The organism is Streptomyces lateritius, from assembly GCF_014649715.1.
In the GTDB taxonomy this organism is placed as follows: domain Bacteria; phylum Actinomycetota; class Actinomycetes; order Streptomycetales; family Streptomycetaceae; genus Streptomyces; species Streptomyces lateritius.
The window spans coordinates 363,779-387,371 of record NZ_BMTO01000003.1; the positions used below are offsets into that span (position 1 = coordinate 363,779).

17 protein-coding genes and 2 pseudogenes are annotated in these 23,593 nt (G+C 72.6%); 8 read left to right on the forward strand and 11 right to left on the reverse strand.

Annotated elements, in window-relative coordinates:
* Positions 1–193 precede the first annotated feature (193 nt).
* Positions 194–1,963 (forward strand): S8 family serine peptidase, encoded by a 1,770-nt coding sequence (locus IE136_RS08050; protein ID WP_189600021.1) that lies wholly within the window; start codon positions 194–196, stop codon positions 1,961–1,963.
* Positions 1,964–2,105: 142 nt separating this feature from the next.
* Here the strand turns inward: IE136_RS08050 and IE136_RS08055 are convergent, their stop codons facing one another.
* The 4 genes and pseudogenes from IE136_RS08055 to IE136_RS08070 all read right to left on the reverse strand — a co-directional run.
* On the reverse strand, positions 2,106–3,665 hold the full coding sequence (locus tag IE136_RS08055; RefSeq protein WP_189599940.1) for a GMC family oxidoreductase: 1,560 nt from the start codon (positions 3,663–3,665) through the stop codon (positions 2,106–2,108).
* On the reverse strand, positions 3,662–5,218 hold the full coding sequence (locus IE136_RS08060; RefSeq protein ID WP_158992777.1) for an APC family permease: 1,557 nt from the start codon (positions 5,216–5,218) through the stop codon (positions 3,662–3,664). The genes IE136_RS08055 and IE136_RS08060 overlap by 4 nt, the downstream gene beginning before the upstream one ends.
* A gap of 29 nt (positions 5,219–5,247) precedes the next feature.
* Complete coding sequence (locus tag IE136_RS08065) at positions 5,248–6,714, reverse strand: aldehyde dehydrogenase family protein (RefSeq protein ID WP_158992778.1); 1,467 nt, start codon at positions 6,712–6,714, stop codon at positions 5,248–5,250.
* Between the two features lie 90 nt (positions 6,715–6,804).
* Positions 6,805–7,501, reverse strand: a pseudogene (locus tag IE136_RS08070) (SRPBCC family protein); the annotation flags it as partial.
* On the opposite strand from IE136_RS08070, the pseudogene IE136_RS35430 reads away from it, so the two are divergent.
* Positions 7,493–7,905, forward strand: a pseudogene (locus IE136_RS35430) (oxidoreductase C-terminal domain-containing protein); the annotation flags it as partial. The pseudogenes IE136_RS08070 and IE136_RS35430 sit on opposite strands and share 9 nt — an antisense overlap.
* Before the next feature lie 68 nt (positions 7,906–7,973).
* Here IE136_RS35430 and IE136_RS08075 read toward each other — a convergent pair.
* Positions 7,974–8,189 carry a hypothetical protein gene (locus tag IE136_RS08075; RefSeq protein WP_162467816.1) on the reverse strand — a complete coding sequence of 72 codons (216 nt, stop codon included), beginning with the start codon at positions 8,187–8,189 and terminating at the stop codon, positions 7,974–7,976.
* A 65-nt stretch (positions 8,190–8,254) separates the two neighbouring features.
* Positions 8,255–8,800: an EF-hand domain-containing protein gene (locus IE136_RS08080; protein WP_158992782.1), complete on the reverse strand. Its 546-nt coding sequence runs from the start codon at positions 8,798–8,800 to the stop codon at positions 8,255–8,257.
* Positions 8,801–8,972: 172 nt separating this feature from the next.
* On the opposite strand from IE136_RS08080, the gene IE136_RS36565 reads away from it, so the two are divergent.
* Entirely contained in the window at positions 8,973–10,025 is a 1,053-nt protein-coding gene (locus IE136_RS36565; protein ID WP_189599941.1) for a M28 family peptidase, read from the forward strand.
* Between the two features lie 13 nt (positions 10,026–10,038).
* On the opposite strand, the gene IE136_RS08090 is transcribed toward IE136_RS36565, so the two are convergent.
* Positions 10,039–10,500, reverse strand: coding sequence for an RrF2 family transcriptional regulator (locus tag IE136_RS08090; protein ID WP_158992786.1), 462 nt, complete (start codon positions 10,498–10,500; stop codon positions 10,039–10,041).
* Positions 10,501–10,662: 162 nt separating this feature from the next.
* Here IE136_RS08090 and IE136_RS08095 point away from each other — a divergent pair, with 162 nt between their 5' ends.
* Entirely contained in the window at positions 10,663–13,365 is a 2,703-nt protein-coding gene (locus IE136_RS08095; protein ID WP_229818701.1) for an FAD/NAD(P)-binding protein, read from the forward strand.
* An 86-nt stretch (positions 13,366–13,451) separates the two neighbouring features.
* On the opposite strand, the gene IE136_RS08100 is transcribed toward IE136_RS08095, so the two are convergent.
* Positions 13,452–14,720 carry a Tm-1-like ATP-binding domain-containing protein gene (locus IE136_RS08100; RefSeq protein WP_189599942.1) on the reverse strand — a complete coding sequence of 423 codons (1,269 nt, stop codon included), beginning with the start codon at positions 14,718–14,720 and terminating at the stop codon, positions 13,452–13,454.
* 192 nt (positions 14,721–14,912) lie between these two features.
* On the opposite strand from IE136_RS08100, the gene IE136_RS08105 reads away from it, so the two are divergent.
* The 3 genes from IE136_RS08105 to IE136_RS08115 all read left to right on the forward strand — a co-directional run bounded on the left by IE136_RS08105 (position 14,913) and on the right by IE136_RS08115 (position 16,971).
* Positions 14,913–15,491, forward strand: a complete 579-nt coding sequence (locus IE136_RS08105; RefSeq protein WP_158992790.1) for a Type-2Aa cytolytic delta-endotoxin — start codon at positions 14,913–14,915, stop codon at positions 15,489–15,491.
* Between the two features lie 158 nt (positions 15,492–15,649).
* A complete protein-coding gene (locus IE136_RS08110) occupies positions 15,650–16,270 on the forward strand; it encodes an L-threonylcarbamoyladenylate synthase (RefSeq protein WP_158992792.1) in 621 nt (206 codons plus the stop codon).
* Between the two features lie 44 nt (positions 16,271–16,314).
* Entirely contained in the window at positions 16,315–16,971 is a 657-nt protein-coding gene (locus IE136_RS08115; RefSeq protein ID WP_189599943.1) for a DUF4232 domain-containing protein, read from the forward strand.
* 46 nt (positions 16,972–17,017) lie between these two features.
* On the opposite strand, the gene IE136_RS08120 is transcribed toward IE136_RS08115, so the two are convergent.
* Complete coding sequence (locus IE136_RS08120) at positions 17,018–18,556, reverse strand: FAD-dependent oxidoreductase (protein WP_189599944.1); 1,539 nt, start codon at positions 18,554–18,556, stop codon at positions 17,018–17,020.
* A 66-nt stretch (positions 18,557–18,622) separates the two neighbouring features.
* The gene (locus tag IE136_RS08125; protein WP_158992798.1) at positions 18,623–19,537 is read right to left on the reverse strand and encodes an AurF N-oxygenase family protein; all 915 of its coding nucleotides are present in this window, start codon (positions 19,535–19,537) and stop codon (positions 18,623–18,625) included.
* A gap of 385 nt (positions 19,538–19,922) precedes the next feature.
* Between IE136_RS08125 and IE136_RS08130 the strand changes: the two genes are divergently transcribed.
* Complete coding sequence (locus IE136_RS08130) at positions 19,923–22,727, forward strand: alpha/beta hydrolase family protein (RefSeq protein WP_373309024.1); 2,805 nt, start codon at positions 19,923–19,925, stop codon at positions 22,725–22,727.
* Positions 22,728–22,821: 94 nt separating this feature from the next.
* On the opposite strand, the gene IE136_RS08135 is transcribed toward IE136_RS08130, so the two are convergent.
* Positions 22,822–23,481, reverse strand: coding sequence for an ATP-dependent endonuclease (locus IE136_RS08135; protein ID WP_189600024.1), 660 nt, complete (start codon positions 23,479–23,481; stop codon positions 22,822–22,824).
* Positions 23,482–23,593: the final 112 nt, after the last annotated feature.

Genomic DNA, 23,593 nt, shown 5'->3' on the forward strand with positions numbered 1-23,593 from the left:
ACCACACCGTCAGGTCAACAGTCTGTAACGTCAACGGGCTTGTCGGACAGAACACTTCCTTCCGCACCGCATCGTCTGCGATCTTGCGTCCACCCCACACATCGCACGGCCCGGAGCCGGCGCCATCAGCGCCACCGGGCCATCGGAGGACGCATTGTTTTCCCACATATCCAGCCGGCTGAGACACTCCGCTCTGGCCGCCGCCGCGCTCGGCGCGACCATGGTGCTCGCCGCCCCCGCCGGAATCGTCCAGGCCGCCGAGTCGACCACCCCGGAGCCCTCGGGCGCCTCGGCTGCCCGGGTCGCGACCACGGCGGCCCCGGCCGCCTGGGCGGCCGGCACCCGCGCGTACCTGGTCATCACCGCTCCCGGTGACACCACCGCCGTACGCACCGCCGTCGCGAACAACGGCGGTTCCGTCTTCGCCTCGTACGACGCGATCGGCGTGATCGTCGCCCACTCCACGTCGACGACCTTCGCCTCGACGATGCGCGCGGTCAGCGGCGTCCAGCAGGTCGGCGCGACCCGTACGTCCGATGTACCGGCCGACGCCTACAACCCGGCGCTCCCCGCGAACCCGGCGCAGTCGGCGACCACGCTCACCGAGTCCAACCGCTGGGACATGACGCAGATCAAGGCCGACCAGGCCTGGGCCGTCACCACCGGCTCCGCCTCCGTCAAGGTCGGCGTGCTCGACACCGGCGTCGACGACCAGCACCAGGACATCGCGCCCAACTTCAACGCGGCCGACTCGGTCTCCTGCGCCTACGGCAAGGCGGACACCCGCGCCGGGGCCTGGCGCGACGTCGGCACCCACGGCACACACGTCGCCGGCACCATCGCCGCCGCGAAGAACGGCAAGGGCGTCATCGGCGTCGCGCCCGGCGTGAAGATCTCCTCGGTCCGCATCGCGGAGCCGACCAGCAGCCTCTTCTTCGCCGAGAACACCGTCTGCGGCTTCATGTGGGCCGGTGACCACGGCTTCAAGGTCACCAACAACAGCTACTACACGGACCCGTGGGCGTTCAACTGCCCGGACAACGTGGACCAGGCCGCCATCATCGAGGGCGTCAAGCGCGCGCAGGCGTACGCGGAGAGCAAGGGCTCGCTGCAGATCGCCGCGGCCGGCAACTCCAACTACGACCTCGCGAACAAGACGACCGACAGCGAGAGCCCGAACGACTCCACGCCGGTCACCCGCACCATCACCAACGCCTGCATCGACATCCCGACCGAGCTTCCGGGCGTCGTGACGGTCGCGGCCATGGGCAGCGGCAACGTCAAGGCCTCGTACTCCAACTTCGGCAACGGCGTCATCGACATCGCGGCCCCCGGCGGCGACGGCGCCTCCGGTGTCTACTCGACGCTGCCGGGCGGCAAGTACGGCAGCAAGAGCGGTACGTCGATGGCCTCCCCGCACGTGGCGGGTGTCGCCGCGCTCATGGCGAGCGTCGACCCGGCCCTCACCCCGGCGGACATCCGCGCCCGGCTCTCCACCCAGGCCAACGACACCGCCTGCCCCTCGGACAGCCGCTGCACCGGCACGACGGCGAAGAACGGCTTCTTCGGCGAGGGCCAGACCGACGCGCTGAAGGCCGTCGGGGGCTTCACCCCGCCGCCCGGGAAGTACTTCGAGAACCTCACCGACGTCACCGTCGCCGACAACGCCACCGTCGAGAGCCCGATCACGGTCAGCGGGGTGACGGGCAACGCGCCCGCCACGCTCAAGGTCGGCGTGGACATCAAGCACACCTACATCGGTGACCTCAAGGTCGACCTGGTGGCCCCGGACGGCACCGTGTACACGGTGCACAACCGAGCCGGCGGCAGCACGGACAACATCGCCGCGACCTACACCGTCAACGCCTCCTCGGAGGTCGCGAACGGTGTCTGGAAGCTCCGCGTGAACGACAACGCCAGCCAGGACACCGGCCGGATCGACGCCTGGAACCTGACCTTCTAGCTAGGTCGTGTCCGGAAGGTAGCGCCGTATGCCCGCGGGCCAGGCGGGACTTCACGGATACGGCCCAGGACCCCGGCACGACAGGAGGCGCCCGCCCCGGCAGCATGCCGGGACGGGCGCCTCCCGCCGTCCGCTCGGGCCGTCAGGCGTCCGCCCGCATCAGATCGGCGCACTTCTCGCCGATCATCATCGTCGTGATGCACGGATTGACGGTGACGAGATCCGGCATCACGGACCCGTCCGCGACCCGCAGCCCCCGCACCCCCTTGACCCGCAGCCGCGCGTCGAGCGGCGCCGAGACGTCGTCGTCCGCGCCCATCTTCACCGTGCACGCCGGGTGGTAGACGGTGTTGTGCGTCTTACGGATGTAGTCGAGCAGCTCGTCGGCGGTGCGGACGTCGGGTCCCGGGGCGAGCTCGGCCCCCGCCCACCCGGCGAGCGCGGGCTGCGCGGCGATCCTGCGGGCCAGCTCGATGCCGTACGTCATCACCCGGACGTCGTGCTCGTGCGTGAAGTACCGCGGGTCGACCTTAGGCTTGTCGCGGTAGTCGCGCGTCCGCAGCCGTACCGTGCCGCGCGACTTGGCACGCGTGACGTTCGGCGTCAGACAGAAGGCGTTCTCCGACGTCGGATAGCCGTGCCGGGTGGTGTTCATGTCGAAGGGCACCGAGCCGTAGTGGAACATCAGGTCCGGCCGGTCCAGGCCCGGCTCCGTGTCGTAGAAGATGCCGGCCTCCCACCACTGGCTCGACGTGGTGGTCATCGGCTGCTTCGCCTCCCACATCACGACGCCCTCGGGATGGTCCTGGAGGTTCTCGCCCACGCCGGGGGAGTCGACGAGCACGTCCACGCCCACCTCCCGCAGATGCTCCGCGGGGCCGATGCCCGAGAGCATCAGCAGCTTCGGCGTGTCGATGGAGCCGCACGAGACGACGACCTCGCGGCGGGCGCGGACCGTACGGGTGTGGATCAGGTCCGGGTCCAGGTACTGCGCGCCGACACAGCGTCCGCCCTCGATGACCAGCTGCTTCGCCCGTACCCCGGTCCGTATCTCCAGGTTGGGGCGCTTGCCCATCACCGGGTGGAGGTAGGCGACCGAGGAGGACTGCCGGATGTTGTTCTCGTCGGCGTTGATCTGGAACCAGTTCGCGCCCCGCACCACCGTCGAGCCGGTGTTGAACGGGGTCGTCGGTATGCCCGCCTGGGCGCACGCCGCCAGCAGGGCCGTGCCGCACGGGTCCCCGCCCTTGAGCGTGCGCAGCTTCACCGGCCCGGACCGGCCGTGGTGGTCCCCGGGCGCGTCGTTGTTCTCCAGCCGACGGTAGAGCGGGAAGAGGTCCGCCGCGCTCCAGCCGGTACAGCCCGCGGCCGCCCAGTCGTCCAGGTCCTCCGCCGGCGCCCAGAAGGCGATGCACGAGTTGTGCGAGGAGCAGCCGCCGAGCACCTTGGCGCGGGCGTGCCGCATGAAGCTGTTTCCGCTGACCTGCGGCTCGACCGGATAGTCCCAGTCGTAGCCGGAGTCCAGCAGGCCCATCCACCGTTCCAGTCTGAGGACGTTGTCGTCCCCGACGTCGCTGGGACCCGCCTCCAGGACGCACACGGTGACGGACGGGTCCTCGCTCAGCCGTGCGGCGACCACGTTGCCCGCGGTGCCGCCGCCGACGACGACGTAGTCGAACTCATCACTCTCGAGGGCGTTCATGAGGGGATGACCTCCTTCGGTGCGACATGCTCAGGGGACGCCACGACGGCGTGTTCGGCGAGGACGCCCGTACGGTGCCGCTGGACGAACCAGTAGTAGGTGAAGCCGCCGAGCGCGATCGCGCCGACGAACAGGACAGCGCCCCAGCGCAGATACCAGTGGTACGGCTCCGCGGCGTTGTAGACGGCCGCCCGCGGCCAGATGAGGTTGAGCGTCATGGCCCCGCCCCACAGCACGGCCAGGATGTTGACGGGGAGGCCCCAGCGGCCGAGCGAGAACCTGCCCTCGGCGGGCTGCCACCGGCCGCGCAGTCGAGCCACCAGCATCGGCAGGGTGACCAGCAGATACGCCACGTAGATCATGACGATGCCGATGCTCGTGACCACCGTGAAGATCTGCGGCTGGCGGATGTTGACCAGCAGGATCGCCAGCGCGAGTACGCCGATGATCACGGTCGGCAGGATCGGGGTGCCGAACCGGGGACTGACCTTGGCGAGCCGCGAGGAGGCGGGGAGGTTGTTGTCCCTCGCCATGGCGAAGGCGAGCCGGACCGCCGCCGTGTGCACGGCGAGGGCGCAGACGGTGACCGCGATCAGCACGCACCACAGCATGGCCTTGCCGGCCGTCGGGCCGAGCACGTCCAGGACCACGTATTGCAGGCCGTCGGTGGACAGCTTCTCGCCCCGCAGGTTCGAGACGCTCATCAGCGCGAGGATCAGGATGAGCCCACCGAGGACGAACGAGGCGACGATAGCCCGGATGACGGCGCGCGGCGCGTTGCGCGAGGGATCGAGGGACTCCTCACCGAGCGAGGCCGCCGTGTCGAAGCCGTACATCACGTACGCGGAGGCGAGCGAGGCGATCAGGAACGCCCCGAGGTAGCCGAAGGGCTGGCCCGAGCCGGTGCCGGCCGTCTCGGTGACGACCTGCGGGCCGCGGACCACGTTCACGGCGAGCAGCACGATCAGCACGACCGTGGCGATGAGTTCGAGGAAGACACCGGCGGTGTTGATCCGCGCCATCAGCTTCACACCGAAGGCGTTGACGACCGTGGTGAAGAGGATCAGCCCCGCGGCGAGGATCACCGCGTTGGTCGCCACGTCGTACGTCCCCGTCCCGTCCCCCACGAACTGGAAGACGGAGGAGATCTGCGGAAGGGTCAGCTGATAGGCGAGGGCGACGGCGGCGATCGAGACGACCGAGGCGATGAGCATCATCCAACCGGCGAGCCAGCCGACGTGACCGTTCCCGACCTTCTTCGCCCAGTTGTAGATGGAGCCCGCCACCGGGTAGCGGGCGGCCAGCTCGGCGAAGCAGAGCGCGACCATGAACTGCCCGGCGAAGACCATCGGCCAGGACCACCAGTAGGCGGGGCCGCCGCTGGCGTAACCGAAGTAGAACAGCTGGAAGGTGCCGGTGAGGATCGATATGTACGAGATGCCGGCCGCGAACGTGTGGAAGTTGCCGAGCGTGCGCTTGAGTTCGGGCCGGTAGCCGAACTCCGTGAGTTCCGCGTCGTCGCCCGGCGGAGAGGAGGGAGCGGTTGCTGCCATGGGTCAACTCCTGGTCGGTGGGGGATGGTTCAGGCGAACCAGGCCTGCGGCTCCGGAGCGGTGTTGCGCCAGATGTGCTTCGTCTCGCGGTACTCCGCGAGGCCGGCCGGACCGAGTTCCCGCCCGGTGCCTGACTGCTTGAACCCGCCCCACTCCGCCTGCGGCAGGTAGGGGTGGTAGTCGTTGATCCACACCGTGCCCAGCCGCAGCCGGGCCGCGACACGCCCGGCCCGGCCCTCGTCGGAGGTCCACACCGCGCCCGCCAGGCCGTAGATCGTGTCGTTCGCCAGCCGGACCGCCTCGTCCTCGTCGCGGAACCGCTCCACGGTCAGCACCGGGCCGAAAGACTCCTCCCGCACCACCGACATGCCGGACCGGCACTCGTCGAGCACGGTCGGCAGGTAGTAGTGGCCCGCGTCGTACGCGGGACCCTCCGGCCGGGCGCCGCCGCAGCGCAGCACCGCGCCCTCCGCCACCCCGGCCGCGACGTAGGCTTCGACCTTCTCGCGATGGGCGGCCGAGATCAGCGGCCCGGTCTGCGCCCGCTCGTCGAAGGGCCCGCCGAGCCGGATCTCCCGGGCCCTGCGTACGACCTCGTCGACGAAGCGGTCGTGCAGCGAGTCCTCCACGAGGAGCCGTGCCCCCGCCGAGCAGACCTGGCCGGAGTGCAGGAAGACGGCGGTCAGCGCCATGTCGACGGCCGTGTCGAAATCGGCGTCCGCGAAGACGATGTTCGGGTTCTTCCCGCCGAGTTCGAGCGCGACCTTCTTCACCGTCCCGGCGGCGGCCGCCATCAGCCGGCGGCCGGTCTGCAGCCCGCCGGTGAAGGAGAGCAGGTCGACGTCCGGGTGGTCGGCGAGCGGCGCACCCGCCTCCGGGCCCGCGCCGAGGACGAGGTTGGCGACACCGTCCGGCAGCCCGGCCTCGGCGAGCAGACGCATCAGATGGATCGCCGTGTGCGGGGTCAGCTCGCTGGGCTTCAGGACGAAGGTGTTGCCCGCGGCGAGCGCCGGTGCCACCTTCCACGCCGTCTGGAGCAGCGGATAGTTCCACGGAGTGATCAGCCCGCAGACGCCGACCGGCTCGTACACGACCCGGCTGTCGGTGTTCGCGGTGCCCGTCTCGATCACCCGGCCCGTCTCGGCCGCCGCGAGCCGCCCGAAGTACCGGAAGCAGTTCACGATGTCGTCGATGTCGTACGCGCTCTCCACCAGCCGCTTGCCGGTGTCGAGGGACTCGGCGCGGGCCAGGGCGTCCTTGTCGCGAGCGAGCAGATCGGCGACGCGCAGCAGCAGGTCGCCGCGGTCCGCGGCCGTCGTCGTGGGCCACGGGCCCTCGTCGAAGGCACGGCGGGCGGCCGTGATCGCCTCGACGGTGTCCTTGGCGCCGGCCTCGTCGACGACCGCGACCAGGTCGCCGTCGGCGGGGCACCGGATCTCCCGGGTCCGCCCGTCGAGCGCGGACCGCCAGGCTCCGCCGATGAAGAGTTCGGGCATGCTTCTCGTTCCTCCTGGTCAGCGCCGGAGTGGCGCACCCTTGCCGCTGGTACCTCACCGGACGGTCGCGATCCATGCCGAATGTGACCGTCAACACTCCGGGGCGGGGGAGGGTTCGCTCAGCTTCCGCCGCAGCCACGCGTGGAAGGTCTCGATGTGGTGCTCGGTCGACACCAGCACCCCGCCGGCGCGGGAGGCGCGGGAGGCCATCGCGGGCTGGGTGCGCTCGCAGGCCTCGCAGTCCTGGACGTTGACCCGGTGGAAGAGCTCCACCGACTCCGACACGTCCGCGCCGGACTCCACGACCTCCGGCGCGTACAGCCAGTCGCACTCGACGGCCGTACGGTCCTCGGCGAACGGGAACATGCGGTGGAGGATCACATGGTCCGGCACCAGGTCGATGAAGACGGTCGGCTTCACGGTGATGGCGTAGTGGCGCCGGTCCCGTTCGTCGGCGACCTCCGGCAGCCGGGCGAAGCCTCGCTGCCGTCAACGGTGAACCCCTCGGCCTCCTCGGCGAACCCGGCGCCGTGGCCGACGTAGTGCTGCGCCGCGTAGCCGTCCGCGAACTCAGGGAGCACCTCGGTGAGTTCGGGGTGGATCGTCGCGCGGTGGTAGCACTCCATGAAGTTCTCGACGATCAACTTCCAGTTGGCCTTCACGTCGTACGTGATGCGGCGGCCGAGCGCGAGATCCTCCGCGCGGTAGCGCTCGGTGGAGGCGGCGTCGCCGAGCCGCTCCAGGCCGCGCCGATCACGGTCTCCTCGAAGGGCGCCGGCTCGCCGGCTCCCCACTCCTGCTGCACGACGGGGTGCTCTGCGACGTCGGCTGCGTCACCGCACTGCCGCAGGTCGTGGCGGTGGGCGATGTCGCCCGCGGCGGAGGAGTACGCGCGGAACACTGGGCCGGCGCGACCGACCAACCGCCGTCGCCGTACGCAACCTCCTGGCCGGCCGGACGGTGGACAGCAACCGCCCCCTGCCAGTCTTCTGGTCGGACCGGTACGGCGCACGCGTCCGGTGCGCGGGCCGGCGGCGTGAGGGGGACACCGTCCGTGTCGTCGAGGGCCCCCACGGAGGAGGGCAGCTTCCTCGGCGTGTACGAGCGTGACGGCCGTACGACGGCCGTACGACGGCGGTGCCGGCCGTCGACCGGCCCCGGGCGTTCCTCCGGGCCCGCCGCGAACTGGCGAGCCGCGAACTCGCCCACGTGACGGGGCCCGCCGCGAACCCCGTGTGCCGGGGGGCACCGCACCCGCGCTACTCCGGTCGCCGGGGGCCGCGACGGTTCTTCGTCTCGGACGCCGTGCCGGGGTAGAGGTGATCGACCTCCGGCCGGAGGTCGAGTATGTCGAGGAGCTCCGCCAGCTCCGCCCGGTCCACGACCCGGCTCGCGACGGTCCGCCGGGCGGCCTGGCGTCGACTGCCGGGGGCGGGCCCCGGTGCCGGCCCGTCGTTCTCCTCTGCGAGGTCCATGACGCCGATCCGACCACACGACGGCCCGCCGCGCATCACCCACGCCGCCCGAGGGGCGGGGCGGCTCAGTAGATGCCCAGGAAGATGCCGCCCGGCGTGTTGAGATCGTCGTTGTGAAGGTGGAAGGCCCGAAGGGACCTGGCGATCTCCCGCTGGGAGATGAACGCGTCACGGTCCAGGTCGAGACGCTCGAAGACCACCGGGTCCTGCTCGCTGGAGACGCCCCAGACGGAGAGGTAGGCGGCGAACTCGTCCCGGCTGACCCGCTTGTCCCCCTTGGTGTCCATGATCCGGAAGATGGCCTCCGCCAGGTTCTCGAGCAGCTCCGGCCGGTTCGCGTCGTAGCCCACCGCACGCTGCGCCGCGACGAACTCGTCCTGGTCCAGCCGCTCCCGCCCCGGCTCCGACTGCGTGAGCAGGCCGAGCCACAGCGCCCAGTACGCCTTCTCCAGGGCCCGGATCCTGTCGTCGTCCCCGGCCAGCCCGTAACCGGCGGCGTACGCGTCCACGATCTGGCGGTGATCGGACCAGGTGACGAAACCGTCCTGGTCGGAGTCGAGGACCCCGAAGAGCCGCCGGAGCCTGCGCGTGATCGGATCGAACATCGGCATGCTTTCGTGTTCCTTCCGTAGGGGTCGTCGAGAAGCTGAGGCCTGGCCTGGTGCCGTCCGTCGCGGTCCAAGTGTCGTTCCCCGCCCGGGCCGGGCGCGGCGCGACACCCAGCCCTTGCGAGGCGCGGGGAAGCCGACGAGGGTGAGGGAGAGAGGTGGAGCCGCCCCCGCCATGGACCAGGACCTCGGTAGCGACCTTCCCACGCTCGTCCGCGCGCTGAGCGGGCGGGTCGACCCGGCGCGCCTGCGGTACGACGTGGAGCTTCTGGCCGACCGGCCGCGCGGCCGGACCGCCGCGCCCGAGGCCATGGCACGGGCCGAGGCACATGTGGTGCGGGAGCTGACGGAGGCCGGCTGGCGGACAGAGCGGCGGCCCTTCGACGTACGCGGCCGCCTGGGATGCTCGGACCGCCCAGGCGGAGGAATGTCCCCGCTCCGTCTCCGCCTGCACCGGCGGCTCACCGGCGCCAACCTCCTGGCCCGGCTGCCGGGCGCCGACGACCGCCCCACCGTGATCGTCGGGGCGCATCTCGACACCGTGCGGGGGAGCCCCGGCGCCGACGACAACGCCTCGGGGGTCGCCGCGCTGCTGGAGACCGCCCGGCTTCTCGGCGGGCTGCCGGGGCGGCCCCCCGCGGTCACCCTCATGGTCTTCGACATGGAGGAGCTGGGGTTCATCGGTTCCCGGGTCGCGGCCCGGCGTCTTCGCCGCGACGGCACCACCCCGCAGGCGGGCATGATCTGCCTCGAGTCGGTCGGCTGCTTCGCGACCGAGCCCGGGACCCAGCGTCTGCCCAAAGGGTTCGGCCTGCTCTTCCCCCGTGCGGTCGCCGCCGTGCGCGCGACCGGGCTGCGGGGCGACTTCACTCTCGTGGTCCATCGGCGCTCGACCGATCAAGCCGCCTCCCTCTGGCAGCGGGCCGCCGGCGCCGCCGAACCCCCGCTGCCCGTCGTCACGCTGCGCGACCCGCGCCCCGACGGCCCGCTCGGCGCCCTCGCCGGCCTCCTCCTGCCGCCGCTCAACCAGCTCGGCCGCAGCGACCACGCGGCCTTCTGGAACGCCGGGATCCCGGCCGTCCTGCTCACGAGCACGGCCGAGTTCCGCAACCCCCACTACCACCGGCCGACCGACACCCCGGACACCCTGGACTATTCACGCCTCGCGTCGGTCACCGCCGCGACCACCGCGACGGCCCTGTCCTGGCGACCCCGTCGACCCGGATAGTCCGCACCGGGGGTTACGGATAGGTCCGCACGTCGTCGTTGTACTCGCTGGCCCGTTCCCGTACCAGCTCGGGGAGGGTCCCCGCCGCCAGATCCGCGAGGGTCGTGCCCTCCAGGACGTGGCGAAGGCTCGCCCGGACGGCACGCCACACGTCCGGCATCGGGGCGGCGGCGCCCTGGTACTCGAGACCCGTCAGTTTCAGGTCACGCACGCTCACGAGCGGACCGTCCATGGCACGGATGACATCGGCGAGAGTGATGTCCGCCGCGGGCGCGGCGAGTGAGTAGCCGCCCTCCGGGCCGCGCACGCTCCGCACCAGCCGCGCCTGACGCAACTCGCTGAGGACGACGAAGAGGAAGCGGACGGGGATGTCCTGACGGCCGGCGATCTCCTCCGCCTTCAGAGGCCGGTCGGGCGAACACGCCAGCTCCGCCATGGCCCGCAGGGCGTAGTCCGTTCTCGCTGAGATCCTCACCGCCTCAATGTCTCACGGTTGGCGCGAAACTGATCCGGCATCCCCACCGCCGACTGAGCGGGCTTGTCATTCCACATTCTCCATCGACATAGTGAACATCGCCGAACTTCACCGTGCGCCATCCGCCTTGGCTCGGAGGTTTCCGTGGTTCCCGTCGCGTCCGTGGTGTCCACCCGTCAGCGATCGACCGTGGCCGTGGTCGGCGCGGGCGCCGCCGGCGCGCTCGTAGCCGTCCAGCTGTGCGAAGCCGCGGCCCGGCGCCGCACCCCGCTCGACCTGGTCCTGATCGACCCCGCCGCGGAGGCGGGCCGCGGCACGGCCTACGCCACCGAGGTCCCCGAGCACCGCCTCAACGTGCCCGTCGGCGGAATGAGCTGCTACCCGGACGACCCCGGGCACTTCCGCCGCTGGCTCTGCCGCCACGGCGAATCCACCGTCACCGCCGCCGACTTCGCCTCCCGCCACCGCTTCGGCTCGTACCTCGCCGACACCCTCGGACGCGCCATCATCACGGCGCACGGCACAGTCGCCGTACGCCGGCTGCGGACCACGGCCGGGAACTGCGCCGACACGGCCGACGGGCGCCTCGCGCTCACGCTCGCCGACGGTGGGACCGTGACGGCCGACAGCGTCGTCCTGGCCACCGGGCCCGCCGCCGGAACGGCCGGCTGGGCCCCGGCGGAACTGCGCGGTTCCGACCGGTTCGTCACCGACCCCTGGGCGCCCGGAGCACTCGACGCGGTGGACCCGGCGGACGACGTCCTGCTCGTCGGCACCGGCCTGACCGCCGTCGACCTCGCCCTCGTCCTCGACCGGCCGGGTCGCACGGTGCACGCCGTGTCCCGCAGCGGACTCCTGCCCCGGCCGCACGCCGTCGCCCCGCTGCCGCCCGTGCCCCCTCCGCCCGGTATCGGCGCCCTCCCGCTCCACCGGCTGCGCCCGGCACTGCGCCGGCACCTCGCCGCCGTCCTGCGGGACCACGGCGACTGGCGGCCCGCCTTCGACGGACTGCGCCCCGGCATCGCGGCGCTCTGGCAGGGCCTCACCGACGAGGAGCGGGCCGAGTTCCTCGCCCGCGACGCCACCCGGTGGAACGTCCACCGCCACCGCATGGCACCGGCCACCGCGGAGGCCGTCGCCCGTGCCCGCGCCGCCCGCCGCCTGCGGATCCACGCCGGACGGATCGCCGCCGCCGAGCCGCTCGAGGACGGCCGGCTCGTCGTCCGTCTCGCCGACGGCCGGGAACTGACCGTGGCCCGGGTGGTGGACTGCACCGGGCCCGGACTCCGGATGGACGGCGCCGACGACCCGCTGTGGGGCGGCCTGATCGCCGACGGCCTCGCGGTGCCGGGCCCCTTGGGCATCGGCGTCGCCACCGACGCGGGCCGGCTCCTCGACGGCCAAGGACGCACCGAGCGGCCGCTGTTCACCCTGGGCGCGCCCCGGCGTGGCGAGCTGTGGGAGACGACCGCGATCCCGGAGATCCGTGTCCAGGCCAAGGAGATCGCCGAGGCCGTCCTCGCACCGCTCACCCCCGCCCGCCCCGCCGGGCGCCGCAGGCCCACCGACCAGTTCGGGCTGCCGCTCTCCACCCACGCCGCCGCCGCCACGGCCTTCCGCACCGGGCTCGGCCGGGTCGTCACCGTACGCGCCAAGGCGGCCGAGGCGTTCGCCCGATCCGTCGAACTCGACCCCGGCTTCGCCCTCGGCCATGCCGCGCTCGCCCTGCTCGGCCACGAGAGCGGCGCGGACGTCGACGTCTCCCGCGCGCTCGCCGACGCCCAGCGCAGCGCCGCGGAGCGTGGTGACGAACGGGAACGCTCCTTCGTCGACGTCGTCACCCGACGCGTCCGCGCGCACGACGGAGGTCCGGCGTCGGCGGACGACGGGGACCGGGCGCTCGTCGACCACCTCGACCGGTTCCCCGGCGACGCCTTCGCGCTCGGCATCGCCGTCCCCACGATCGCCTTCTCCGGGGTCGGGGACCTCGACGGCTCCCTCGCGCTGCGGCTCGTGGAACACACCGCGCCCGCCTACGACGGTCACTGGTTCCACACCTCGCTCCTCGCCTTCGTCCGTCAGGAACAGGGCCGGATCGACGAGGCGGGCGCCCTCGCCCGGGTGGCCCTGGCCGCCGAACCCGCCTCCGGGCACGCCGTGCACGCCCTCGCCCACGTCCACTACGAGTCCGGCGCGCACCGCGACGGCCGCGACTGGCTCGACGGCTGGATCGGCGGCCAGGGCAGGGGAGCCGTGCACCGGGCGCACTTCTCCTGGCACGTGGCGCTGCACGAACTGGCCCTGGACGACACCGAGGCGGTACGCCGCCGCTGGTTCGCCCAGCTGGCTCCCCGTCAGGTGAACGGCGTACGGGCACTCGTCGACTCCGGATCCCTCCTGTGGCGGGCCCGGATGTCCCGGAACTGGACGGGCCGGGTGCCCGTCGAGGGGGTTCTCGACGCGGTCGCCCGTGACCTGGTCGAGCGACCCGCCACCGCCTTCACCGCGCTGCACAGCGCCGTCGCCCTCACGGCGGCGGGCGACCTGCCCGCGCTGCGCCGTCTGCGCACCCACGCCGCCGGAGCCGATCCCGTCCAGCGGGAGGTCGTCGTCCCGCTGTGCCGCGCCCTCGAAGCCGTACTGGAGGAGCGGTGGACGACGGCGGTGACCGGACTGCGGGCGCTCCTGCCCTCCCTGCGCAAGGTGGGCGGCAGCGCCGCGCAGCGCGAGGTCGTCGAGGAGACGCTGCTGTACGCGCTGATGGAGGCGGGCCACAGCGACGCCGCCCGCCACCTCCTGGAGGAGCGCCTCGACCGTCGGGCCTCCCCGCTCGACCGGCGACGCCTGGCCGACCTGCCCGCCTGACGGGCGGGGCGGGGTAGCGGGTCGGCACACGGCGCGGCGGAAGCGGGTGCGAGGCGAGACGGGGGCCGCATCGGCTTCCGCCTCCGTCAGCCCGCCTTCGCGTCGGCGATCAGCCGCTGGAGCAGATCGGCGGCGGCACGGCCGAACCACGGGTCGTTGAGGTGCGTGTCGATCTCGACGACCTCGACGGCGCTCCCCCTCAGCCCGTCCCGCAGGGCGGCGAACAGCGCCTCGTCCGCGGCCGGATCGTGGTACGGACCGCCCGGCGCCCCCAGCGTGGACAGCCCGCGCAGCGGCAGACACACCGCCGTCGGTCCAGTCGACACCCGTAGCTTCGCGGCGACATGCGCCCCCAGTTCGGCGCACTCCCGCGCCGTCGTGCGGACGACCGAGACGGACGGGTTGTGCACCCGTACGTCCCGGTCGCGCACGCGGGCGGGAACGGTGTCGAGCGGGCCGAACTTCACCAGGTCCAGGGCCCCGGGGCTCACCACCTGCGGCACCCCGCGGCGCCCGGCGGCCGTCATCCGGTCAGGCCCCGCCGTCAGGATGCCCCCGAACAGCTCGTCCGCGATCTCGCAGAGCGTCAGATCGAGTACTCCCGCGAAGAGCCGCCGCTCGGCGAGCGATTCCAGGGTCCTCCCGCCGGACCCGCTGGCGTGGAACACCAGCACCTCGTAGCCGTGCCCGGTCAGCCGCTCCCGCGCCGCGTCGACGCCGGACGTCGTCACCCCCGCCATGCTCGCCGCGATCAGGGGGCCACCGCCCTCGCCGCCCGCTCCGTCGTCACCCAGCTCGGCGGGGCGTACGGCCCGGGGCTCGGCGGCGAACCCCTTCGCCATGCTGGCGACCGCGTCGACAGCGTTGGCGAGGATCGGGGCGGAGAGACGGTTGACGCCGGCGATGTCCACGACGCTGTACATCATCGTGATGTCGGCGGAGCCGACGTAGGGCGAGACGTCGCCGGCGGCCATGGAGGAGACCATCACCTTCGGAACTCCGAGCGGCAGTTCCCGCATCGCCCGGGTCGCGATCGACGTACCGCCGCTGCCGCCGAGAGCGAGCACCCCGTGCAACCGTCCTTCCGCGTGGAGCCGCCGCACGATCTCGGCCGCGCCCCGTGCCATGGCCGTCACCGCCGCGCCCCGGTCGCCCTCCGCCCGCAGCCGCTCCAGGTCCCCGCCCGCAGCCCGCGCCACCTCCGCGCGCGGCACGTCGGCGGGTATGCGCGGAGTTCCCACCACCCCGGCGTCGACCACCACGACCTCGACGCCCCGTGACAGCAGTCGCTCACGCAGCCAGCCGTACTCCAGCCCCTTGGTGTCCAGCGTGCCCACCAGTACAACGATCGTCATGCCCGTCAATGTGCGGGGAAGGGGCCGGATCGGCAAGACCATGGCTGTCCCTCGCCACTGCCCGGGAGCTGCCGTCCGTACGGCGGGACGACCTCGCCGCCCACGCGCCCGCTCGGCATACTGACCCCGCTTGATCACCCCGGATCAATGCCGATCGACATCTGATTGCTCTTGATCATCGCAGGAGGAGACATGGCCGCCAGTTTCAAGACCGTCATCGAGGTGGGCCCGGACCATCTCGAACAGGCCCGTGCCATCGACCGCTTGTTCCAGGAGGCGATCGCTCCGGCGACCGTCAACTTCGACTTCGACAACATCCGTCAGGCGGCCGCGGCCATCCCCGACAGCACCGTCGTGAAGATGGTCCGCGGCTGGGGACTTCAGGAGGAGGCCCCGGTCGTCGTCATGGTGCTCTCCCTCAAGGAGGCCGTACGCCAGGCGCTCCCGGCGGAGTTCGCCGACGCCCCCTTCTGGGACACGATCGAGCAGGAACTGGTCCACGCCTTCACCGGACTCGCGGCGCAGGAGAACGAGCCGGGGCTCTCGTACTACGACGAGGGCCCCGAGCACACCAGCTACTACCGGGACCTGTTCTTCGCCCTTCAGGACGAGGAGACCGGCGAGCACATGTACGCCGTCGCCTTCTGCATCGACGTGACCGTCGGCCTGGAGAAGGAGAAGGCCGGCGCGCTGCGGACGGGGGACATCGCCCCCTACACGATCCGGCTCAACGCGATCGTGGTGCGCCAGGAACTGGGCCTCGCCGCCTGACGGTCGTGTGAACGTGTGAACGTGCCGCCGGCCCGGTACGCCCGTACACCCCGTACACCCCGTACGCCCGTACCGCATCGCACCGGAGCGCCCCGGCTCGCACCGACGCACCGGCCCGCCGTCCCGGGCCGGTCCCACCCGGAACCTAGACTGCCCGCATGGCGAAGTACTTCGACGTGCACCCCGACAATCCTCAGCGGCGCACCATCAGCAGTGTGGCGGACAGCATCCGGTCCGGCGCGCTCGTCGCGTATCCGACGGATTCCTGTTACGCCCTGGGATGCCGACTGGGCAGCCGTGACGGCATCAGTCGCATCAGGTCCATCCGGAACCTCGACGACCGTCACCATTTCACCCTGGTGTGCCAGAACTTCGCGCAGCTCGGACAGTTCGTGCACATCGACAACGACGTCTTCCGCGCGATCAAGGCGGCGACGCCCGGCAGGTACACCTTCATCCTGCCCGCGACGAGGGAAGTGCCGCGCCAGTTGCTGCACCCCAAGAAGAAGACCGTCGGTGTCCGCATCCCCGACCACGCCGTCGCGCAGGCCCTGCTCGCCGAACTCGGCGAACCGCTGCTCTCCAGCACCCTGCTCCTGCCCGACGAGGAGGAGCCGATGACCCAGGGCTGGGAGATCAAGGAACGGCTCGACCACGTGGTCGACGTCGTGGTGGACTCGGGCGACTGCGGCACGGAGCCGACCACGGTCATCGACTTCTCCGGCGGCGAACTCGACATCGTCCGCAGGGGAGCGGGCGACACCACGCGGTTCGAGTGACCGGCGCCCCACGCCGGGCCGGGGCCGCGTGTGATGATCGGCGCATGACCGTCATATCTGTGAGGCGCGCGCTCGTGGTGGCCGCGGGGGTGGCCGTCGCGGCCGTGGTGACCGGCGGGTGCGGACTCTCGGCGGAGATCGACCGTGAGGTCGACCCCGAGCGCACCCGGGCGGCGGCATCGCCGAAGCCGCCGCCCATCGTGGCACCGGTGGAGACGGGGGCACCCCGGCCCGGGGACGCCGAACCGACGCCCTCCGTGGCGGCGACGGGCTGCCCGGCGACCGGAGTGACGGTGTCGACGGGCGCGGTGAACGCCGCCATGGGGCTCCGGGCCATGCCGGTGACGCTCACCAACTGCGGTGGCGGCACCCAGCGGTTGAACGGCTACCCCGATGTACGGGTACGTGACGTCGAGAACGAGCGCATGGACGTCACCGTACTCAAGGGGACGGGACCGATCACCCAGCTCGACGACCCGGGGCCGCACCCCGTCACGCTCGCGCCCGGAGAGTCCGCGCGCAGTGTGTTCGTCTGGCGCTACTCCGCCGTCGACGCGGCGACGCTGCGGGGGAGCGGCGTGCACGTGGAGATCGGCCCGGCCGTCGGGGCGGAGCGGCAGACCGTCGAACCGGAGGGCGGCCTCGACGTGGGGGAGACGGGACTGCTCGGCACGACGGCGTGGCAGAAGGTCGTCGACTGAGCCGCCCGAACGTGCCTGATCTCCCCCACTCCGGCCCGCCCGGTGCTCAGCTCCGGCCGCGCCGGCGACCGCGCCTGCGGGCGAGGCGGTGGAAGGCCCGCGGGGGGCGCGTCGGCGTGGGCAGGGCACCGGCGACCGCGTCCGCGAGGAGCGTGCCGATGGTCTCGGCGGCGCAGGTGCGGTTGGCCCCGATCCCGCCCGAGGGGCCGCGCTTGATCCAGCCGACGACGTACGTCCCCGGCATCCCGTCCACCCGCCCGCCCTGGTGCGGCACCGTCCCGGTCGCCTCGTCGAAGGGCAGCCCCGCCACCGGAACCCCCCGGTGTCCGACGGCCCGCAGGAACAGGCCGGCCGGTATCGCGCGCTCGCCCGCCTCCGCCGTCGCCTCCGTGACCCGTACGCCCCTGACGCCGTCCGCGCCGAGCACCTCCAGGGGCGCGGAGTGGAAGCGCAGGACGATGCGACGGCGCTCCGACCCCGGCGCACGCGACCAGTCCACCGGCTCGCGCGGAAGCCCTCGCAGCAGCGCGGCCTTCCCGCCCCCGACCCCGTCCGCGCCGTCGATCGTCGCGCCGGTCCGCGGGTCGTGGTCGTCGACGACCAGGTCCACGCCGGGCAGGTGCGTGAGGGCGAGCAGTTCGGAGGCGGTGTACGCGGCGTGTTCGGGGCCGCGCCGCCCCAGCAGGACCACCTCGCGCACCGGGGCGTCGCGCAGGGCGGCGAGCGCGTGGTCGGCGATCTCGGTGCCGGCCAGCGACGCCGGGTCGGTGACGAGGATGCGGGCCACGTCGAGGGCGACGTTGCCGTTGCCGACCACGACGACCCGCTCGGCGGTGAGGGCGACCGCGTCCGCGGCGACCTCGGGATGGGCGTTGTACCAGGACACGAACGTGGTCGCCGGGATGCTGCCCGGCACGTCCTCGCCCGGGATGCCGAGCCGGCGGTCGGCCGAGGCGCCCACGGCGTACACCACCGCGTCGTGGTGCGCGGCGAGCTCCTCCGCGGTGATGTCCTCACCGACCGCGACGCCCAGGTGCATCCGTACCCGCGGGTGGCTGTGGAACCGGGCGAAGGTGTCACCCACTTTCCTGGTCGCGGGGTGGTCCGGCGCCACCCCGTACCGGACCAGACCGCCCGCCACGGGCAGCCGGTCGACCAGCGTCACCTCGGCGTTGGTGTGCAGCAACAGGTCCTCGGCGGCGTACATCCCGGCCGGTCCGGTGCCGACGACCGCGACCCGGATCGGCGCGAAGTCGGACGGCAGACCGCGCTCGAAGACGGGCGCGCCCCAGGAGTGGAAGTTCGGCCCGGCGCCCACCGGTTCGGGTTCCTCGGCCGTGAAGTAGGCCGCGTTGATCGCGGCGTACTCCCGCTGCGGCGCGGAGAGGCTGTCCACGGGGAAGATCGCGTCGACCGGGCAGGCGTCCGCGCAGGCCCCGCAGTCGATGCACGTCCCGGGGTCGATGTGGAGCATCTCCGTGCTGCCGAAAGCCCGTTCCTGCGGGGTCGGGTGGATGCAGTTGACGGGGCACACGGCGACACACGTGGCGTCGCTGCAGCACGTCTGGGTGATGGCGTAGGTCATGTCGTCAGTCCGGCTCAGTCGGTCGGAGGAAGGGGGAGGGGAGGCGGCGCGCCGGCGCGGCTGCGGTCAGATGAGGTGGGCCCGCTTGTAGAAGAAGAGCGCCGGCCTGGTGAGCAGCCGGGCGGAGGCGAGGAAGTCCATCAGGCCCGAGCAGCTGGAGCGCATCAGGGCCTTGTGGTGTTCGTTCGCCCGTGCCTCGGCGAGGGCGCGCGCCGTGTCGAGTCCGGCGTTCGCGTAGACGTTCCGGTTCACCATGCTGGTGACGATGTAGTAGGAGGCGATCGCGATGACGAACGCGTTGAGCTGCCGGCGCAGCGGGCCCGCGTCCCGGAGCCGCTTGCGCGTCTCGTCGCGCGCGAACTTCATGTGCCGTGATTCCTCCACGACATGGATGTTGTTGATGGTGCGGACGAAGGGGGCGACACGCTCGTCCCGCATCCAGTCGCGCTGCATGACGTCGAGGACCTCCTCGGCGACGAGGATCGCGGCGTAGGCGGCCTCGCCGAAGGCGAGCGTCTTGAAGGCGCGGCCGAGTTCGACCACCGCGCGCCGCGGCCGGTAGGCCGGAGCGCCCAGTTTGGCGGCGCCGCGCGCGAACATGATGGAGTGCCGGCACTCGTCGGCGATCTCCGTCAGCGCCCACTGGAACCGAGGGGAGGTGGGGTCCTTGGCGTACATGTCGCGCAGCACCATCTGCTGCAGGATCATCTCGAACCAGATGCCCGTACTGGCGACCGAGGCGGCCTCCTGCCGGGTCAGCTCTTTGCGCTGCGCGTCGGTCAACTCGCCCCAGTACGAGGTGCCGTAGAGAGTGCTCCACTCCGGGCTCGCGCCGTGGAAGTCCTTGTCCAGCGGTGTGTCCCAGTCCACCTCGGTGGCCGGGTCGTACGACAGCTTCGCGGCCGAGTCGAGCAGCCGCCGGGCGACGTCCTGCTCGGCGCTCCGGTCCTGGGTCTCCGGGCGAACGGTGCTGCTTGCCATGGTGCGGCTCCTTGAATCGAGAGATCGACTCGACGCCGGCCGCCCCCGCCCCATCCCGTGCCCGCCCGATGAGGCGAGGGCGGCCGCGCGCCACCCTCGCTTGTTAGATGTGACGTCTAGCAAGCTGTTAGACGGAACGTATAACAAGGCGGGGTCGCCGGCCTACCCCCGCGACGGAAATCGTCGGCGCGACGGGCGACTCGTCACGCCTTTCGCGCCGGTTCTTCCCGCTCTGGGGGTTTGCAACTCTCCTCCGGCCCGGGGCGCGTACCACGCCGTCGACCTCACCAGGCAACCCCTGGACGCCCGTTGCCGTCCTCGGAGGGCGAGAGAGGCACCACGGAAGCCGCAGGTGCCGACGAGACCGATGGTGAGGAAGACCGCTTTGATACGTCTCACACGCGCGGTGACCGCCGCCGCGGCGTTAGTCGCGCTGGCCGCGGCGTCGCCGGGAGCGGCGCACGCGCAACCGGACCCCGGCCCGCTGTCGAGGACGAACCAGACGAGGGAGGACGGAAACCTCCCGGAGGGCTGGCGGTTCACCGGCGAGGGCGCCGGAAGGGAACTGATCTGGACCTCGTCCGCCCCCGTGCCCATGGGCGACGCCCGCGTCGAGTTCTACGCGGGGAACAGGCTGCTCGGCCGGCCCGAGGCCACGCCGGACGGGCGCGCGTACCGGCTGAAGGTCGACGGCACGCGGATCGGCTCCGCGGCGGAGCTGCGGGTGATGGCGGGCGGCCGGCGCCTCGACGCGGGCGCGAACGCCCCTGGCGGCACCGGGCGACTCTCTCCCTCCATGCCCCGCGAGACACCTCCCCCCGCCCACCTGGAGGCCCAACTCCCCGCGAATCCGGTCGATCCCGGCGTACGCGGCGGCCACCGCACCGTCACCGGCGAGTACACCCTGCCGTCGGTACGGCTGCCCGGATTCGCCGCCCCGGTGGAGATGCGGGCCACCGTCGTGGGCCCGGTCGGCGCCCCCGGCAAGCGCCCCCTCGCGCTCTTCCTGCACGGCCGTCACGCCACGTGCTTCAGCGCCGCCGGTGAGGTCACCGGCGAGTGGCCCTGCACGGCCGGAACACAGCCGATCCCGAGCCACCAGGGCTATCTGCGCGCCCAGAAACTCCTGGCCTCTCAGGGGTACGTGACCGTCTCCGTCTCCGCCAACGGCATCAACGGGCAGGACCACGCGGCGGAGGATGGCGGCGCCCAGGCCCGCTCCTCCCTCGTGCGGCAGCACCTCGCCCGCTGGGCCGACTGGGCCGCGAAGCCGACGGGCGCACCGGCCGCCGTCCGCGCCACCTCGCGCGCCGACCTGTCCCGCGTCCTGCTCGTCGGCCACTCCCGGGGCGGCGAGGGCGTCAACCGCGCCGCGCTCGACAGCCTCTCCCGGCCGCCCGCCGACCAGGACGGTCACCGGGGCCCGGTGCGCTGGACCATCCGCGGCAACGTCCTGATCGGCCCCACCGTCTTCGGACAGAACCCGGTCCCCGACGTGCCCTCCGCGTCCCTCCTGCCTGGCTGCGACGGCGACGTGTCCGACCTGCAGGGCCAGATCTACGTCGACGGCACACGCGGCGTCAGCCGCGGCGCCGCCCTGCACAGCGCGGTCTACATGATCGGCGCCAACCACAACTTCTTCAACAGCGAATGGACCCCCGGCCAGGCGAAGGCGCCGGCCGACGACGACTTCTGGTCCGACGAGACGCCGGACCCCGTGTGCACGCCCGGGGCGAAGACGCGGCTGACCGCCACGCAGCAGCAGGCCGCCGGTGCCACGTACATCGCCGCGGCGGCCCGGCTGTTCGTCGCCGGCGACGACCGGGTCCGCCCGCTCCTCGACGGCACCGGCCGCCGCGCGCCCTCGGCGGACCCCGCCCGGGTGCTCACCCACGCCGTCGGCGCGCACCGCACACCGGCCTTCCTGCCGGACCCGTCGGTCGCCGTGACCGGCGGCCGGCTGTGCGCCCAGGTCCATCCCGACCCGGCCCGCGCCTGCCTGCCGCCCGACGCGGGCGGCCAGTCGCCGCACTTCGCCTCCTGGGAGGCGTCCCCGGAGCCCGGCCGCGACGCGATCGCCCTGAACTGGTCCCGTGCCGGGGGAGCGGTCACGGTACGCCCCGCACGGACGGTCTCCCTCGCGGGCAGCGAGGCCCTCGCCCTGCGGGTGATCGTCCCGCCCAACACCACCGGCACCGAGCTTGACGTCGCCGTCGTCGACGCCTCGGGCCGCCGCGCCGGCCTGGGCCGGGCACGCGTCGACGGGCTCCCCGGAACCGAGCGGACCGCCTCCTACTGGGGGCGCGAGATCCGGGTCCCGCTGTCCGCGGCCGTCCGCGCCGGCCTCGACCTGAAGCGGGTGAAGTCCCTCGAACTGACCCCGCGCACTGGCTCCGGGCGGGCATGGCTGATGGACGCCTGGGGCTGGCGCCCGGGGACACCTGCGGTCCGCGCCGCGGCCCTGCCGCGCGTCGACATCGGTCGTCTGACGGTGGACGAGGGCGACTCAGGGACCCGTACCTACCGCGTTCCCGTGCGGGTCTCGGGTCAGGGCAGCGGCCAGGTCCGCGTGTTCGTCGCCCAGCCGGACACCGGAGAGCTGACCTCCAAGACGGTGACGGTACGTCAGGGCAGCAGCGGCATCGACGTGCCGATGGTGGTACGTGGCAACACGCGTTACGGCTACGACGTCTCGCAGGAGGTCTTCGTCAAGGCGGTCCGGGGCGCGGTGGTCGGCTCCCACCGCGGCGGCGTGACCGCGCGGAACGACGACGCGATGCCCGGACTCACGGTGGCACCGGTCGCGGGCGACGTCACCGAGGGCAAGCCCCTGACCTGGCGGGTGACCCTGTCCGAGGCGGCCGACGCCGACGTCTCGGCCGGGATCGAGTTCCTGCCCGTCGCCGCCGGCGGCCCGGAACTGTCCACCGCGGACGTCGACCGCAGGTGGCTGGAGGAGAACTTCGGCGAGGTGCCGGAGTCCGCCCTGCCGCTGTCGGGGATGGAGATGGGCTTCCTGTCGGTGTACGTCCCCGCCGGCGAGACGGCCGTCGACATCTCGGTGCCCACCGTCGCCGACGCGGCACGTGAGCCCACGGAGTCGTTGCGGGCCCGGATGAACACCTTCGACGAGTCGGGGGAGCCGCTGCCGGGACCGGAGCTCACCGGCACGGTACGGGACGCTTCGTAACGTCACCCATGACGGACGCCGGCCCGCGCCCCCACAGGAGGGGGCCCGGGCCGGCCTTCGCGTACCGTTCGCCACGCCGCCACCCCGCCGCGTCTCAGACGTGCGCGAGCAGGCGCTCCAGGGGCCGGGGGACCTGGCCGGCGTCCAGGCTCTCGACGAGGGCGCGGGCGTACTGCGCCTTGCGACCGCTGTGCGTGCCCAGGAAACGGCGGAGCTGCCGCTCCACGGGCCGGCCCCGCTGCGCCGGCTGGTTCTGGAACGTGAGCAAGGAGCGCAGCTCGCCCTGCGCCTCGACCACCTTCCGCACGGCGTCGGCACCCAGCGAGCGGATCAGCTCGTCCTCGAGATCCGCGTCGCACACCTGGAAACCGATCGCCTCCAGATCCTCACGCGTCACCGGGCTGCCCAGCCCCACCCGCTCGAGGGCCCGCCGGAAGTGACGCTCCTCCCCGACGTCGCACAAGCCCGCCAGGGGCAGCCCGAGCCCCTGAGGTCCGCACAGGTCGAGGAAGCGCCCGATGTTCGTCGCGCCCCCCAACGGCACGACCGGGACTCCCTCCGCGTCGAGGCTCCGGCCGTACCGCGTGGCCAGCGCGTCGAGCGCGGCCCGGTCGCTGCCGCCCTCGACGAGTACGACCGTCCGCACCCCGCCGCCCGCGGCCACCTCCCGCGCCGCCGCGGCGGCCGCACCGGCCTCCGCCCCGCCCGCCGCCCACGCGACGAGCGCCTGACGGAAACGGACCGCCTCGTCCACGGACCCTCGATTCACCACGTCCGGCTCCCCTTCCTCCCGCCTCGCGGGCGGGCGCAAGCGGACGGTACCCCGCCCGGGACCGCCGAACGAAGGGGATTTCGTCCACCTCCCG